Annotated in this window: 15 protein-coding genes; 4 read left to right on the top strand and 11 right to left on the bottom strand. The window is 67.6% G+C overall.

Annotated elements, in window-relative coordinates:
• Positions 1–168 precede the first annotated feature (168 nt).
• From FBY30_RS20770 to FBY30_RS01440, 3 genes are all read right to left on the bottom strand, one after another.
• Entirely contained in the window at positions 169–312 is a 144-nt protein-coding gene (locus FBY30_RS20770; RefSeq protein WP_200830612.1) for an MFS transporter small subunit, read from the bottom strand.
• 1 nt (position 313) lies between these two features.
• Entirely contained in the window at positions 314–1,699 is a 1,386-nt protein-coding gene (locus FBY30_RS01435) for an OFA family MFS transporter (protein ID WP_142130844.1), read from the bottom strand.
• Positions 1,700–1,872: 173 nt separating this feature from the next.
• Positions 1,873–2,682 carry a slipin family protein gene (locus FBY30_RS01440; protein WP_142130845.1) on the bottom strand — a complete coding sequence of 270 codons (810 nt, stop codon included), beginning with the start codon at positions 2,680–2,682 and terminating at the stop codon, positions 1,873–1,875.
• Positions 2,683–2,844: 162 nt separating this feature from the next.
• On the opposite strand from FBY30_RS01440, the gene FBY30_RS01445 reads away from it, so the two are divergent.
• Entirely contained in the window at positions 2,845–4,521 is a 1,677-nt protein-coding gene (locus tag FBY30_RS01445) for an FAD-binding dehydrogenase (protein ID WP_142130846.1), read from the top strand.
• 93 nt (positions 4,522–4,614) lie between these two features.
• Here the strand turns inward: FBY30_RS01445 and FBY30_RS01450 are convergent, their stop codons facing one another.
• On the bottom strand, positions 4,615–5,115 hold the full coding sequence (locus tag FBY30_RS01450; RefSeq protein WP_142130847.1) for a GNAT family N-acetyltransferase: 501 nt from the start codon (positions 5,113–5,115) through the stop codon (positions 4,615–4,617).
• 61 nt (positions 5,116–5,176) lie between these two features.
• Between FBY30_RS01450 and FBY30_RS01455 the strand changes: the two genes are divergently transcribed.
• Together FBY30_RS01455 and FBY30_RS01460 are read left to right on the top strand one after the other, a co-directional pair.
• The gene (locus tag FBY30_RS01455) at positions 5,177–6,067 is read left to right on the top strand and encodes a potassium channel family protein (protein ID WP_142130848.1); all 891 of its coding nucleotides are present in this window, start codon (positions 5,177–5,179) and stop codon (positions 6,065–6,067) included.
• 41 nt (positions 6,068–6,108) lie between these two features.
• Complete coding sequence (locus FBY30_RS01460; protein WP_142130849.1) at positions 6,109–6,600, top strand: DinB family protein; 492 nt, start codon at positions 6,109–6,111, stop codon at positions 6,598–6,600.
• Positions 6,601–6,626: 26 nt separating this feature from the next.
• On the opposite strand, the gene FBY30_RS01465 is transcribed toward FBY30_RS01460, so the two are convergent.
• Positions 6,627–7,544, bottom strand: coding sequence for a CPBP family glutamic-type intramembrane protease (locus FBY30_RS01465; protein ID WP_142130850.1), 918 nt, complete (start codon positions 7,542–7,544; stop codon positions 6,627–6,629).
• 17 nt (positions 7,545–7,561) lie between these two features.
• Positions 7,562–8,611, bottom strand: coding sequence for a helix-turn-helix transcriptional regulator (locus tag FBY30_RS01470; RefSeq protein ID WP_142130851.1), 1,050 nt, complete (start codon positions 8,609–8,611; stop codon positions 7,562–7,564).
• 169 nt (positions 8,612–8,780) lie between these two features.
• Here FBY30_RS01470 and FBY30_RS01475 point away from each other — a divergent pair, with 169 nt between their 5' ends.
• A complete protein-coding gene (locus FBY30_RS01475; protein ID WP_142130852.1) occupies positions 8,781–9,053 on the top strand; it encodes an ester cyclase in 273 nt (90 codons plus the stop codon).
• 77 nt (positions 9,054–9,130) lie between these two features.
• On the opposite strand, the gene ppsA is transcribed toward FBY30_RS01475, so the two are convergent.
• From ppsA to FBY30_RS01500, 5 genes are all read right to left on the bottom strand, one after another.
• A complete protein-coding gene (ppsA, locus tag FBY30_RS01480; protein WP_142130853.1) occupies positions 9,131–11,557 on the bottom strand; it encodes a phosphoenolpyruvate synthase in 2,427 nt (808 codons plus the stop codon).
• A 145-nt stretch (positions 11,558–11,702) separates the two neighbouring features.
• Positions 11,703–12,536, bottom strand: coding sequence for a pyruvate, water dikinase regulatory protein (locus FBY30_RS01485; protein WP_142130854.1), 834 nt, complete (start codon positions 12,534–12,536; stop codon positions 11,703–11,705).
• 9 nt (positions 12,537–12,545) lie between these two features.
• Positions 12,546–13,184 carry a LutC/YkgG family protein gene (locus FBY30_RS01490; RefSeq protein WP_142130855.1) on the bottom strand — a complete coding sequence of 213 codons (639 nt, stop codon included), beginning with the start codon at positions 13,182–13,184 and terminating at the stop codon, positions 12,546–12,548.
• A complete protein-coding gene (locus FBY30_RS01495; protein ID WP_142130856.1) occupies positions 13,181–14,707 on the bottom strand; it encodes a LutB/LldF family L-lactate oxidation iron-sulfur protein in 1,527 nt (508 codons plus the stop codon). The genes FBY30_RS01490 and FBY30_RS01495 overlap by 4 nt, the downstream gene beginning before the upstream one ends.
• Entirely contained in the window at positions 14,704–15,507 is an 804-nt protein-coding gene (locus FBY30_RS01500; protein ID WP_142130857.1) for a (Fe-S)-binding protein, read from the bottom strand. Before FBY30_RS01500 ends, FBY30_RS01495 begins: the two co-directional genes overlap by 4 nt.
• Positions 15,508–15,567: the final 60 nt, after the last annotated feature.

Genomic DNA, 15,567 nt, shown 5'->3' on the forward strand with positions numbered 1-15,567 from the left:
GGAAACCCGGGGGCCGGCGTCGTCCGTTGGCGCGAAAGCGTGCCCGGCGTGACGCCCCGGGCACAGACTGGCCCAGTTTTCAGGGCGGTACCGCGGAAACCGAGCGGTCCCGCGGACGTTAGTCCCTGAAAACTGGGCCAGTGTGGCGTGCAAGGAAAGCGAAGCGGGCTATCCGAACAGCGCCGCCACCTGCGTCAGCGTCTGGAAGACTCCGTAGGCCAGCGGGATCCCCACCAGGACCCAGCCCAGGACCAGCCTGCCGGTGGACCGCTTGACGGGCTGGGCGTCGGGGGTGTGTGCAGTGCTGCTCATGTCAGGCCTCCATGGATGATGTGTGCCGCTCGGGGCGGGATTCGTGGAATCGTGCGTCGACGGGTTTGACCAGCAGGTTGGCGATGAAGCCGATAACCAGCAGCGCCACCATTGTCAGCAGCGCGGGCTGATAGGACGCGCCGTTCAGCTGGCCCGGCTTGCCCTGCGCATCGAGGATCGAGTTGACGATCAGGGGCCCGGCAACGCCCGCGGCGGACCATGCGGTGAGCAGCCGGCCGTGGATGGCGCCCACCTGGAAGGTGCCGAAGAGGTCCCGCAGGTAGGCCGGAGCTGTAGCGAAGCCGCCGCCGTAGAAGGAGATGATGACGAACGCCAGTGCAACGTACAGGATGGTGGTGGTGGAGCCGGCCAGCGCCAGGATGATGTACAGCACCGCGCCGACGCCCAGGTACATCATGTAGATCCGCTTGCGGCCGGTGACGTCGGACGTGGCTGACCAGGCGAAGCGGCCTGTCATGTTGCCGATGGACAGCAGGCCAACGAAGCCCGCGGCGACGCCGGCGGTGACCAGGGACTTGCCGTCGGACTGGCGGAAGAAGTCCTGGATCATGGGCGCTGCCTGCTCCAAGATGCCGATGCCGGCGGTGACGTTGCAGAACAGCGCCACCCACACCAGCCAGAACTGCGGAGTCTTGATGGCGTTCTTCGCTGACACGTTCTCCGTGGTCACCAGTTTTGCCGCCTTGACCTTGGCGGGGTCGAACCCGGCGGGCCGCCATCCTGCCGCGGGGACCCGGATGGTGAACGCACCGAAGAGCATGTACACGAGGTAGACGGCGGCGAGGGTCAGGAAGAGCTTGCCCACGGCATCGCCGCTGGCCACCCAGCCCTGCGCGCCGGAGTTGGGGTCGTACGCCTTGAGCAGGGCCTGGGATACCGGGCTGGCGATCAGCGCGCCGCCGCCGAAGCCCATGATCGCCATGCCGGTGGCCAGGCCGGGACGGTCCGGGAACCACTTGATCAGCGTGGACACCGGCGAGATGTAGCCGATGCCCAGGCCGATGCCGCCCACCACGCCGTAGCCCAGGTACACCAGCCAGAGCTGGCGGGTGAAGATGCCCAGCGAGCCGATCAGGAAGCCGCCCACCCAGAACATGGCGGCGGTGAACATAGCCTTGCGCGGGCCGTTGGTGTCCACCCAGGTACCCATGATCGCGGCGGAGAGGCCCAGCATCACGATGGCGATGGAGAAGATCACGCCCACCTCGGTGAGGCTGGCGCCGAAGTGCTTGACCAGCGCGGTCTTGTACACGCTGGTGGCGTAGGCCTGCCCGATGCACAGGTGGACTGCGAGCGCGGCCGGCGGCACCAGCCAGCGGTTGAAGCCCGGCGGGGCGATGGAGTGGTCACGGTCCAGGAAGCCCATGGTTTGATTCCCTTTGCTTGTGGAAGACGTCAATGTCTGATCGAGCCAGAGGCCAAAGGCCTTGGTTTAGCCCGGCCCGTTGCCTTCGGCAATCATGATGCAAATCATCAGCAAACGTACTGTTGGCGCGCCGAACGGTGGGTTTTTTGTGCCGAGCGGCGCGCAGGCGGCGGTCAGGCCGCCTTGATGGGTGAAGCGCTGCCGGAGGATGCAGCCTGGCCTTCGCGGGCCAGGAAGGCGGACAGTTCGCCGATGGTGCTCATGAGCGGGGCGGGGAAGACGACGGTGGTGTTCTTGTCCACGCCGATCTCCACCAGGGACTGCAGGTTTCGAAGCTGCAGTGCCAGCGGGTGGGCCATCATGGTGTCGGAGGCGTCGCCGAGGGCTGTTGCGGCGATCGCTTCGCCTTCGGCGGCGATGATCTTGGCCCTCTTCTCGCGTTCCGCTTCGGCCTGGCGGGCCATGGCGCGCTTCATGCTTTCGGGCAGCTGGATGTCCTTCAGTTCCACCAGCGTGACTTCGACGCCCCACTCGACGGTGAGCACGTCGAGGATTTGGCGGATATCGGCGTTGATCCGCGCGGTCTCCGACAGGGTCTGGTCCAGGGTGTGCTGGCCTACGACTTTCCGCAGCGTGGTCTGGGCGATCTGGTCGATGGCCGCGGCCACGTTCTCGATGGCGATGACCGACTTCACGGCGTCCACCACCCGGTAGTACGCCACCGCGGAGACGTCCACGCTGACGTTGTCCTGGGTGATGATGCCCTGGGACTGGATGGGCATGGTGACGATCCGCAGGCTGACCAACTGCAGCCGGTCGATCACCGGGATGATCAGCTGCAGGCCTGGCTCCCGCACGCCAACCACCCTGCCGAGCCGGAAGAGCACGCCCTTCTCGAACTGGCGCACAATCCGCACCGCCATCCTCGCCAGGATGAGCAGCAGGATGACCACGACGATGACAACCAATGTGGTGGGGTCCATCAGGATCCCCTCCTGGATTGCTGGCGGGACCTGCCGGAACCGGGCCGGCGCCGTGACAGATGTCGCGGCTCCATTCTCCCACCAACCATGAAGGAGGGAGCTTCAAACCTGCTGTAGTTTGATGCTGGACTCTCACTTACCAACAACCGGGGCAGGGATCGCATGGACGCGGACGTCATCATCATCGGCGGCGGCCTGGCAGGGCTGGTGGCCTGCAACGAGCTGGTCCGCGCCGGCAAGCGCGTTGCCATCGTGGAGCAGGAAAATGAAGCCAACCTGGGCGGGCAGGCGTTCTGGTCCCTGGGCGGGCTCTTCCTGGTGGACACCCCCATGCAGCGCCGCCTGGGTGTGAAGGATTCCTTCGAGCTGGCGTGGCAGGACTGGCAGGGATCGGCGCAGTGGGACCGGCTTTCCGGTACGCATCCCGAGGACGAGTGGGCGCGGCAGTGGGGCCGCGCGTACGTGGAGTTCGCCGCCGGCGAGAAGCGCACGTGGCTGCACCAGCAGGGCATCCGGTTCACGCCGCTGGTGGGCTGGGCGGAGCGCGGAGACGGCAGGGCCGGCGGCCACGGCAACTCGGTCCCCCGCTTCCACGTCCCGTGGGGCACCGGCACCGGGGTGTCCGGGCCGTTCGCGGACAAGGCCCGGGAGGCGGCCTCGGCGGGCAACGTCCGGTTCTTCTTCAGGCACCGGGTGGACGGTTTAACGTACGACGGCGGCACGGTCACCGGGGTGCGGGGCTCGGTACTGGCACCTGATGCGTCCCCGCGCGGGGTGTCCTCCAACCGGGATGTCGTTGCCGGGTTCGAACTGCGGGCACAGGCGGTGGTGATCGCGTCGGGCGGGATCGGTGGCAACCATGACCAAGTACGGCGCTGGTGGCCCGAACGGCTGGGAACGCCGCCGGCAAAGATGGTCACCGGCGTGCCGCAGCACGTGGACGGCCGGATGCTGGACATCGCGGACCAGTCCGGCGTCCGGCTGGTGAACCGGGACCGCATGTGGCACTACACGGAGGGCATCCGGAACTGGAACCCCATTTGGCCAAACCACGCCATCCGGATCCTGCCCGGCCCGTCCTCCCTGTGGTTCGATGCGCTGGGCCGGCGGCTCCCCTCCCCCGGCCTGCCCGGCTATGACACCCTGGGCACCCTGAACCTCCTGCGGACCACCCCGGACATCCAGCAGTACGACCATTCGTGGTTCATCCTCAACCAGCGCATCATCGAAAAAGAGTTCGCGCTCTCCGGCTCAGAGCAGAACCCGGACATCACCAACCGCGACCTCAAGCTGCTGCTCCGGAGCCGGCTGGGCCGCGGCGCCGGTGCCCCCATCGAGGCGTTCAAGGAGCACGGCGCGGACTTCGTGGTGGCGGACAACCTGGCAGACCTGGTCTGCGGGATGAACGGGCTGACGGAGGAGCCGCTGCTGGACTATGCGCAGCTCCGGCGTCAGATCAAAGAGCGAGATGCCGAGGTCCGGAACCCCTACTCCAAGGACGCCCAGGTGGCGGGCATCCGCAACAGCCGCCGCTTCCTGGGCGACAGGCTCTTCCGGACGGTGAAACCGCACCGGATCCTGGACCCGAAGGCCGGTCCACTCATCGCCGTGCAGCTGCACGTTGTCACCAGGAAAACGCTCGGCGGGATCCAGACGAACCTGTCCGGCCAGGCACTGGGACACGACGGCTCCCCCATTCCCGGCCTTTACGCCGCAGGCGAGGCTGCAGGGTTCGGGGGTGGCGGCGCCCACGGCTACAACGCCCTCGAAGGCACCTTCCTGGGCGGCTGCATCTTCACCGGCCTCACGGTGAGCCGCAGCCTGGCAGCCGCACTCTGACCCGCCCTGACTGGCATGCCGAGCACCCAAGCCGAACGTCATCGCTCAAGGCCCGCTGCCGCCGTCGTACGCTGCTCCCGATGCGGCCTGCCGCTAAGGCTGCGCCCGCCGCACCAGCCGGAATTCGGGCAGCGCCTCCCATTCGGGCGGCAGGGTGTTGCGCTTTCCGTCCGGCCGGAAGCCCAGCTTCCGGTAGAAGGCCAGGGCGCGGGGGTTGTTTTCCAGCACCCAGACGTATGCGGGGCCGGAGCCGACGGCGGCACTCACCAGGGCTGCCCCCAGCCCCGTCCCGTAGGTGCGCCGGAGCGTGTAAATGGAGTAGAGCTCCACCGCCTCGGGGGCGTCGTCCTCGCGGCCGGGACCGGCATCCGCGTAGCCCACCAGCTGGTTGTCGGCGTCGAAGGCGAGGATCCGCGGCTCATCCCTGGCCAGGAAGGCACGCCGCCTCGCCACCCGTTCCGGGATAGTGGCCCTGCGCCGCTCAAAAAAGTCGGCCGAGAGCAGGTGGGGGTAGCACTCCTCGTGCGCCAGCGTCTGCATGAGCACCACCGCCTCGGCATCCTCCGACGTGGCCTGGCGAAGTCGAAAGTCCATGACGCCAGCCTAGCCAGCGGACCGGCGTCCGGCGTGCCATCCCCCGCACTTAAGATGAGGCATGGACTTCGAAGGCGTGCTTTTCACAGCGGTGGGCGCAGCGCTGATCCTGTTGATGATCGCCGACGTCTTCCTGACGCTGCTGTACCCGCATGGCTCGGGTCCGGTGGGCCGGACCATTATGCGGGTGTTCTGGCGGGTCTCGAGGAAAGTCCGGGGCGGGGCCTCCTCCGTGGCCGCGCCGCTGGCCATGGCTGCCGTCATCGCCGCATGGGCTGCCCTGGCTGCCGTCGGCTGGGCGTTGCTGTACCTTCCGCACCTGCCGGGCGGCTTCTCCTACTCCGCGGACATCCCCCAGCAGGCCGACTTTGCCGAAGCACTCTACATTTCGCTGGTGGCCCTCTCCACCGCGGGCTTCGGCGAAATCGTGGCCGTCCACCCGGTCCTTCGGCTGGTGATGGCGTTCCAGGCTGTTGCCGGTTTTGGCCTGCTGACCGCAACGGTTTCCTGGATCCTGCAGACCTACCCGGCGCTGAGCAGGCGCCGCGCCCTTGCCCATCAGCTGAACCTGTTCCGCGAAGCGGCCGGGCCGTCCGGCATCGCCTCGCTGGAGGCCCGGCACGCGGCGGGCCTGCTGGAATCCATGGCGGAAAACGTGGCCTCCGTGAGCATCGACCTTCTCTCCTTCAATGAGACCTACTACTTCCACGAGGTGGAGCAACGGGGCTCCCTGCCGGCCACCCTTGCCTACGCGCACCAGCTGGCGTCGGAAGCCCAGGGCAGCGACAACGCCGAGCTTCGCTTCGCCGGCAGGATGCTCTACGCGGCCTTGGATGACCTGGCCGAGGTACTGCGCGGGAAGTTCGGCCACGAGGGAAGCACCTCCTCCGATGTCTTCGACCACTACGAGCTCCACCACCGGCACCGGCAGCCGCCGGAGCGGCGAAAGTAAGGTGCAGTTCTTGGCCCTGGCCCGCTTGCTAGGGTCTGCGTATGGCATCCCACTTCCACTCCATGGACGACGTCATCAATGAGCCCGAGCGCGTGCAGTTCGAGTTCTTCCTGGACGAGCACCGGGCAGCGCTCAACGAGTGCCTGGACGGCCTGACCGAGGAGCAGGCCCGGCGCCGGCTGGTCCCCTCCCGCACCACGCTGCTGGGACTGGTGAAGCACGCAACCTTCGTGGAGCAGGTCTGGTTCGATGAGGCGTTCACCGGCCGCCCGCGCAGCGAGATCGGCATCCCGGCCACGCCGGACGAGTCGTTCATCCTGGCCGACGGCGACACCATCGACTCGGTCCGGGCTGCCCACCGGGAAGCCTGCGCCGCCTCCCGGGCCGCAGCCGCCCCACTGAGCCTGGACGCGGTGGTGACCGGCAACCGGCGCGGGCCCGTCCCGCTCCGCTGGGTCTACCTGCACATGCTGCGCGAACTGGCCCAGCACTGCGGCCACGCGGACATCCTGCGGGAACAGATCCTGGCGTAGGAGGGTGCGGCCTGAGATGCGGCAGGCTACCGCCGCCTGTGCGGTGACCGGTGATGCGAACGGATGTGAATGGGCAGGAAACGGCGCGGGCCGGTCATCTCGCCCCGGCTAGTCAGTGCGACGGCGGCGACCAGCAGCCACATCGATGCAGCCTGGCCCCACGGATAGATCTGTTGGGGAATGCCAGGCGTCAGCGGGTTGAGGATGAACTGGAAGGCCGTCAGGCTCGCGTGCATCAGCGCTGCGACCAGGACGCTCCCCGTATGTTCGTAGACCCAGGCCATGAGCACCCGGTATGCCGTGAGTTGGCCGACGAACACCGAGACCACCCACAGCGACAGAAAGACCGCCAGCGGCACCCCGCCGTTGGTTCCGCCGCCGCCCCAGTAGTTCACGAAGAAATGCCAGGCACCCCACAGCACGCCCACCAGCAGCCCGGTTAACAGAACGCTGTACTGCTGCCTGGCCCTGGGAATGGCGAACCCGGTCCAGCCGATCTCCTCAAGCAGCCCGACCACCAGCCCCAGCACCAGTCCCATGACCAGGGTCCCGATCCGGTCCGGCTCCGTGACAATCCGCGGAGCGTAATTGACGGAAGAAAGCCACAGCACCAGCACGGGCACGGCCAACGTCACCGGTGCCACCAGCAAGGCGAAAAGGTACCAGCGCCCATCGACCCGCCAGGTGAGCAGCCGGGCCCGGAGGTCCCGGTACCCTGACCGTCCCGAAACGACCCCGGTGAGAACCAGGCTGGCCACGGCTGGTCCCAGCAGCATGGCCGGCACCGTCACGGGAAGGGTGAGCTGGAACTGTTCCGGCGTGGGCGACAGTCCTCCCGTGACCGCCCACACGGCCAGCACAATGGCACCCCATGACAGGAAGAAGGTCACGCCGCAGTACCACGGCAGCGGGTGCCTCCGCACCGATTCCGTAAGGGCATGCATGCGAACCTCCCCGCGTTTCAGGCCACGAGCCGGGCCACCAACTCCCCCCGGCTGCCGACGCCGACCTTCTCGAAGACCGACTTCAGGTGGTCGTGCACGGTGTGCGGGGAAATGAACAGGTGCCGGGCGATCTCCGCGGTCGGGTTTCCGGACAGCACCTCCAGGCAGACGTCCCGCTCGCGGGCGGTCACGCCATACGCCATCAGCAGCAAGCCGGCGAGCTCGTGCGTGGTGGCGGGCTCCACGGTGACCACCATCTGCTCCGGATCATCACCGGTGATCAGCCGGCTGGCCTGCAGCATCACCCAGTTGTTCCCGGCGTCGCGCATCCTGGCCCGCGCCGTGCCGGACACCGCGGCATGCGCCTGCGCCACCACGGCATAGAGCGTCTGGCTGAAGCGGCCGGGCGCGGCATCCTCCACCCCGGCGAGCCAGGATGCGGCGGCGGGCGTGGCCGCGCGCAAGTCACCGTGCAGACCGGCCAGGACAATAACGGGCCCGACGGCGGCTGGTCCCGTTGGGTGCGCCACGCGGACAACAGCCCGGGTCGCCGCAGCAAGGGTGGCGGTCACTGCACCGAGCAACTCCACCTCACGGTCCGTGAAGTCGCGGCCGCCCTCCCGGAAGATGCTGCCCACTCCCCAGCACGCCTCGTCCACGCGGAAGGCGGCACGCAGCTCGTGCTCCAGGCCCAGCGGCTTAAGCAGGTCATTGATGCGGACGCTGCGGACCACGTCCCGGTGCGGCACATCCGAGATCCTGGCAACGGGACGCGGGCGCCGCATCAGCTCGACGAACGTGTTGGGTTCCTGGCCCGTGTACTCGGACTGGGCAAACCGGAGGAAGTACTCCTCAAACTGGCGCTCGCCCACAGGCCACGGCTGCCAGTTGGTAATGGTGGTCATCGCCATCGAGTCGGGGTCGACGCCGGCCCAGCACCCCTGCTCGAACGGCACCTCCCGCTGCACGACGGCGAGCGCCGCGGTGTACAGGTCTGCCAGGTCCACCCCACCGGCGGCCATGGCGGCGATGTCCCGCCGGGCACGCTCCGCGCGCTCCTCCCACATACCTCCAGTATCGTCCCGGCCGGCAGTCCGGCAATCCCCTAATTTGGGGGTTTCCCCAGCACCCCGAAACCCCCGGGAAGGGGATCGCAGCGGCGCCTGCCGCCGTCGTACTTTTCCTCCATGAACGCCGTGCGCAACCGCACGGCGACTGACAAGGTGGGAGGCTCCAATGGGACAGGCAAGCGACGTCATGGACCGGCTGATGGCTGCCATGGCGGCAAAGGACAGGGAGGCCCTGGCGGGCTTCGTGGCGGGCACGAACACCGGGCAGCTGGGCCTGCCCACCGGCGGGATCCTGCCGCCCACCGGGAAGCAGGTGCGGGTCCGGAGCTGCGATGTGGCCCGGGTGGAGGCAGGCGTGATCACCACGCACCACGCTTACTTCGACCAGATGGAACTCCTGGGACAGCTGGGGCTGCTCCCCGAACTGTCCACTCAGTGAGGACCAAGCAGCAAGGGCGGCCCCGTCACGGCCTTTCGGCTGTGGCGGAACCGCCCCTGGAACCCTGCGGTTACCGGTCAGGCTGCGCCGGCGGCCACAGCCGTGCCGCTGGAGGCAGCTTCCGAAGCGTCAGAGGCCCCGGCGAGCCGGATCCAGGTGTCCACCACGGTGTCCGGGTTCAGGGAGACGGAGTTGACGCCTTCCTTGACCAGCCATTCAGCGAAGTCCGGGTGGTCGCTGGGACCCTGGCCGCAGATGCCCACGTACTTCTCCCGGGCCCGGCACGCCTTGATGGCCATGCTGAGCAGCTTCTTGACGGCCGCGTCCCGCTCGTCGAAGCTGTTGGCCACGATTGCGGAGTCCCGGTCCAGGCCCAGGGTCAACTGGGTCATGTCGTTGGAGCCGATGGAGAAGCCGTCGAAGTGCTCCAGGAACTCGTCCGCGAGCAGCGCGTTGGAGGGCAGCTCGCACATCATGATCACTTCCAGGCCGTTTTCACCGCGGCGCAGGCCGTTCTCGGCGAGCAGTTCGATGACGCCCTGCGCCTCGTCCAGGGTCCGCACGAACGGGATCATCAGCTTGACGTTGGTCAGGCCCATCTCGTTGCGCACGAAGGACAGGGCCTCGCACTCGAGGTCGAAGCAGTCCCGGAAGGACGGCTCCAGGTAGCGGGACGCCCCGCGGAAGCCGATCATCGGGTTCTCTTCGTGCGGCTCGTAGGCCGGGCCGCCGATGAGGTTGGCGTACTCGTTGGACTTGAAGTCGGACATGCGCACGATCACCGGCTCCGGCGCGAACGCCGCGGCGATGGTGGCCACACCCTCTGCCAGCCGCTTGATGTAGTACTCGCGCGGGCTGGCGTAGGCGCTGATCCGCCCCCGGATCTCGGCGGCCACGTCCTCCGGCTGGCTGTCCAGGTTCAGCAGGGCCTTGGGGTGGATGCCGATCTGCCGGTTGATGATGAACTCCAGTCGGGCCAGGCCCACGCCGTGGTTGGGCAGCTGCGCGAAGGTGAATGCCTGCTCGGGCGTGCCCACGTTCATCATCACCTTCACCGGCGCCTCGGGCAGGTTGGTGATGCCGGTTTCCTCCACGCTGAAGTCCAGCAGGCCCTGGTAGATGGCGCCGGTCTCGCCATCGGCGCAGGAGACAGTCACTTCCTGGCCGTCGGACAGGGCGTCGGTGGCGTTGCCGGTGCCGACGACGGCGGGGATCCCCAGTTCGCGGGCGATGATGGCTGCGTGGCAGGTGCGTCCGCCGCGGTTGGTGACGATGGCGGAGGCACGCTTCATGATCGGTTCCCAGTCGGGGTCGGTCATGTCCGCCACCAGCACGTCGCCGGTCTGGAACGAGGCCATCTGGTCGATGGCGGTGAGGATCCGGACCTTGCCGGCGCCGATCCGCTGGCCGATGGCGCGGCCTTCCACCAGCACGGGGCCGCTTTCGTTCAGGCGGAACCGGCTCATGCTGCCGGGAGCGCGCCGGGACTGCACAGTCTCCGGACGTGCCTGCAGGATGTACAGTCCGCCGTCGATCCCGTCCTTGCCCCACTCAATGTCCATCGGGCGGCCGTAATGCTTCTCGATGGCGACGGCGTGGCGCGCAAGCTGCTCCACGTCGTCGTCCGTCAGGCTGAAGCGCTTGCGCTGGGACTCCTCCACGGGCACGAAGTCGATGGTGCGGCCGATCTCGTTGCTGGTGGTGTACGTCATCTGCAGGGCCTTTTCGCCCAGGCCGCGCTTGAGGATCGCGGGGCGGCCTGCCGCCAGGGCGGGCTTGTAGACGTAGAACTCGTCCGGGTTCACGGCGCCCTGCACCACGGCTTCGCCCAGGCCATAGGAGGAGGTGACGAAGACGGCGTCCTTGAAGCCGGATTCGGTGTCCATGGTGAACATGACGCCGGAAGCGCCGACGTCGGAACGCACCATGCGCTGGATGCCCGCAGAGAGTGCCACCTCGGCGTGTTCAAACTTGTGGTGCACGCGGTAGGCGATGGCGCGGTCGTTGTAGAGCGAGGCGAAGACGTCCTTGATGGCCTGCAGGATGTTCTCGATGCCGCGCACGTTCAGGAAGGTTTCCTGCTGCCCGGCGAAGGAGGCATCGGGAAGGTCCTCGGCGGTGGCGCTGGAGCGGACGGCCCAGGACAGGTCCTCGGAGCCGGCGTGCTTGTCCACCAGCTGCTGGTAGGCCTCGCGGATCTGCGCCTCGAAGTCCGGCAGGAAGGGTGTCTCGCGGACCAGGGTCCGGATCTCCTGGCCGGCTGCGGCCAGGGCGGTCACGTCATCGGTGTCCAGCCCCACCAGCCGGTCGGCGATCTTCTGGTCCAGCCCGGAATCGGACAGGAACCGGCGGTAGGCGTCGGCCGTGGTGGCGAAGCCGTCCGGGACCTGGACTCCGGCGGAGGTGAGGTTCTGGACCATCTCGCCCAGGGAGGCGTTCTTGCCGCCCACCTTGTCCAGGTCCTTGAGTCCGAGTTCAGAGAACCACAGAACGTCTGTCGTCATGTTTACTGCTCCTTTGCAGAGGGTGGCGTAGGCATGGCCGGCCGCTCACGGTAGTGCCGGCCGGAAGGAAAACCCAGCTAACAGTTTCAGGTCTGCAGCGGACTTTCCACATCATGTGGGCTACGCCACGTTTGTGAAATTGGGGCTAATGCTTGAGGTTCATCCGCTGCAGGATGGTGGCCGCCATCTCCTCCACGGAGACGGTGGCCGAGTTCAGGTACGGGATCCGGTGCGATACATACAGCTGCTCGGCGCTGCGCAGCTCAAACCCACACTGCCGCAGGGACGCATACGGCGAGCTGGGACGCCGTTCGGTGCGGATCTGGCTCAGCCGCAGCGGGTTGGAGGACAGGCCGAAACACTTCGACACGAAAGGCCGCAGCGGCTTGGGCAGCCCGTCCCGCTGGAAGTCCTCATCCACCAAGGGGAAGTTCGCCGCGAAGATGCCGTGCTGCAGGGCCAGGTACATGGTGGTGGGCGTCTTGCCGCACCGCGAGGGGGCCACCAGGATGACCTGGGCCTTTTCCAGCGCACGCAGGCTCTGGCCGTCGTCGTGCTCCATGGCGTACTCCACCGCCGCCATCCGGGACTGGTAGCGCGCGGCGTTCCCCAGCCCGTGCGCCCTGCCCGGTTCGCCGCTGGCCGGGGTGCCCAGTGCCTTCTCCAGGACTCCCACGTGCGTCCCGATCAGGTCCACCATGGCACCCTTGCAGCCGGCCAGGATCTGCCGGATCTCGCTGCTCACCGCGGTGGAAAAGACCAGCGGCTGCGGCCCGGTGGCGGCCAGGTTGTCGATGGTCCGCACCACGGACCGCGCCTGTTCCTCGGTGATGATGAAGGGAATGGTGACGCGGTCGAAGTTGTCCACCGGGAACTGGGTCAGCAGCGTATTGCCCAGCGTTTCCGCGGTGATGCCGGTGCTGTCCGACAGGAAGTAGACAGGCCGCAGGGCAGCAGTGGTTAGAGCATCATTGGTCATGGCAGAACTTTAGCGGGCAATGATGACGTCAAGCCTCCGCGGGCCGTGCACCCCCTCCACGCGCTCAAGCTCGATGTCGCTGGTGGCACTCGGTCCGCTGATCATGGTGATGGGCCGGGTCCCGTCGATCCGGCGCAGCGCCTCGGGCAGGATGCCGGCGATGTCCGCGGCCTTGACCACGCAAATGTGGTGGTCAGGGACCAGGCTGATGGCGCGGCGGCCCTGGCTGGCGCTGCCGTCCAAAATGATGGTTCCCGTCTCGGCCACGGCCACGGCGCTGCCGGTCACCACGGCGTCGGTCCCGTCCAGGTCGGTGACGCTGAGCGGTTCCGCCGGGGAGTCCACGCGGCGCCGGGCCCCGCCGGTGCCGGCGTCGTCCATCCCTGCCAGCCAGCCGCCGTCGAGCCCTTCGGGGACCACGTAGCTGCGCGCCCCCTCAAGGAGCGACGCAACCGTGGCGGGCACCTCGGCCTCGGCTACCACGGCCACCTGCGCCTTGTAGTCCACCAGCCGGTCCACCAGGAGTTCGATCAGCTTTTCTGTTTCCATCCCGGACTCGGAACGGTACTCCCTGGGGATCTGCGGCGCCTCTGGGCTGTCCTGCAGTGCTGTGCGGATCCGCGAGAGGATGTCTTCGCGTGCGGTCATTGCTGGGTTTCCTTATCGTCTCGAGACGGCGCGGCTTGCGACGGCGCGGCGGACTTGTGCTCCTTGGCCCACCAGTCCCGGAAGGACTGGGTGGGGGGCGCCGGGATGTCGCGGCTCTGCGTCCAGCCGCCGGCGATGCCGGGCAGCTTCTTGATCTTCTTGTCCCGTCCGGCGGCCAGGCGGCCCAGCGGCAGTCCCTTCTCCACCAGGCCGAGGTGCTTGCCGGAAGACAGTGCCCAGGACGCGGCTTTCATGCCCACGTCCATCTGGCTGGGAACCTTCCTGGTCCCGCGCTTGCTGTCCACGTCCACGCTGCGAAGGTGCACCAGGATGTCCGGGATGTTGATCTTCACCGGGCAGGCGTCGTAGCAGGCCCCGCACAGGGACGAGGCGTAGGGCAGGGAGCTGTTTTCCTCCGCCTCGATGCCGGTCAGCAGCGGAGAAAGGATCGCGCCGATGGGGCCCGGGTAGGTGGAGCCGTAGGCATGCCCGCCGGTCCGCTCGTACACGGGGCAGACGTTCATGCAGGCGCTGCAGCGGATGCAGTGCAGGGCGGAGCGGCCCATTTCATCCGCGAGCGCGGCGCTGCGGCCGTTGTCCAGGAGTACCAGGTGCACGTTCTGCGGGCCGTCACCCTCGGTGACGCCGGTCCACAGTGAGGTGTACGGGTTCATCCGCTCCCCCGTGGAGGAACGCGGGAGCAGCTGCATGAACACTTCAAGGTCCTGCCAGGTGGGCAGCAGCTTCTCGATGCCCATTACGGTGATCAGGGTTTCCGGCAGGGTGAGGCACATGCGGCCGTTGCCTTCGGATTCGACGACGGCCAGGGTGCCGGAGTCCGCAAGGGCGAAGTTGGCCCCGGACACGGCAACCTTGGCGGTGAGGAACTTGCGGCGCAGGTGCTCGCGGGCCGCCATGGCCAGGACGGGAGGCTCGTTGGTGAGTGCCGGATCGGCGCCGGGCATTTCGCGGAGGAAGATGTCCCGGATTTCGGTGCGGTTCTTATGGATGGCCGGAACCAGGATATGGCTGGGCTTGTCGTGGTCCAGCTGGACGATGAGCTCGGCGAGGTCCGTTTCGAAGGCCTCGATTCCCTGCTCCTCGAGGTACTCGTTAAGCCCGATCTCCTGCGTGGCCATGGACTTGACCTTGACCACCTCGGTTTCGCCGGTCTCCCGGACCAGCCCGGCCACGATTTCGTTGGCCTCCCTGGCGTCGCGGGCCCAGTGGATCACGCCGCCGCGTGCGGTGAAGTTCTTCTCGAATTCCTCCAGCAGGTCGGGCAGCCTGGCCATCACCGACTCCTTGATGGCGGAGCCGGCATCGCGCAGCTGCTCCCAGTCGGGCAGTTCGGAGACCACGGCCTGGCGCTTGTCGCGGATGGTGTGCGTGGCGTGGCCCAGGTTGGCCCGCAGCTGGGCGTTGCCCAGTTCGCGGTGGGCCGCCTTGGGAAACGACTCGCCCGCGAACAGGTTGCCGGAGCCGAAGGCCGGAAGTGCGGGCATGCCCAAGAAGGTGGTCATCGGAGGGCCTTTCCGGTAGAGACGCGGACTTCGCCGGTGACGGACGCCGGTTCTTCCATGGTGCTGGCGAGGATTTCGGCCAGGTGGAGGGTGGTGGTGGAGCTGCCCTGGCGGGACAGGCCGCCGCCGATGTGCATGAGGCAGGAGGCGTCCCCGCCGGTGCAGAGTTCGGCGCCGGTGGCCTCGACGTTGGCCGCCTTGTCCTGGAGCATGGCCGAGGAAACGTCGGCGTTCTTCATGGAGAACGTGCCGCCGAAGCCGCAGCACTGGTCCGCCTCGGGCAGGTCTGCGATGTCAATCCCCTGCACGGTCCGCAGCAAACGGGACTGCCTGTCCCCGAGCCGCAGCAGGCGCATGCCGTGGCAGCTGGGGTGGTAGGTGACCCGGTGCGGGAAGTAGGAGCCCAGCTGGGCGCCGGCATCGGTCACGCCCAGCACGTCCACCAGCAGTTCGGACAGTTCATAGGTTTTGGCTCCGACGGCGGTGGCGCGGGCTTCGAGCGCGGCATCGCCGCAGGAGCGGGCCACCATGGGGTGCTGGTGCTTGACCGAGGCAACGCAGGAACCGGACGGGGCAACGGCGACGTCGTAATCCGCGGTGTCGAAGGCGGCCACGTGGTTGGCCACCACGGGCACGGCTTCCTTGAGGTAGCCGCTGTTGACGTGCATCTGGCCGCAGCAGGCCTGGCCCTCGGGGAACACCACTTCGTGTCCCAGGCGCTCCAAAATCCTGACGGTGGCCTTCGCCGTGGCCGGGTACATCGCATCCACGATGCAGGTGGCGAACAAGGCAATTCTCATGGCGGCCTTCCGGGAATGGGGGATGAGTACCGTATGGTCTGACCACAGTAGACCACGTGA

This window comes from Arthrobacter sp. SLBN-83 (assembly GCF_006715285.1).
In the GTDB taxonomy this organism is placed as follows: domain Bacteria; phylum Actinomycetota; class Actinomycetes; order Actinomycetales; family Micrococcaceae; genus Arthrobacter.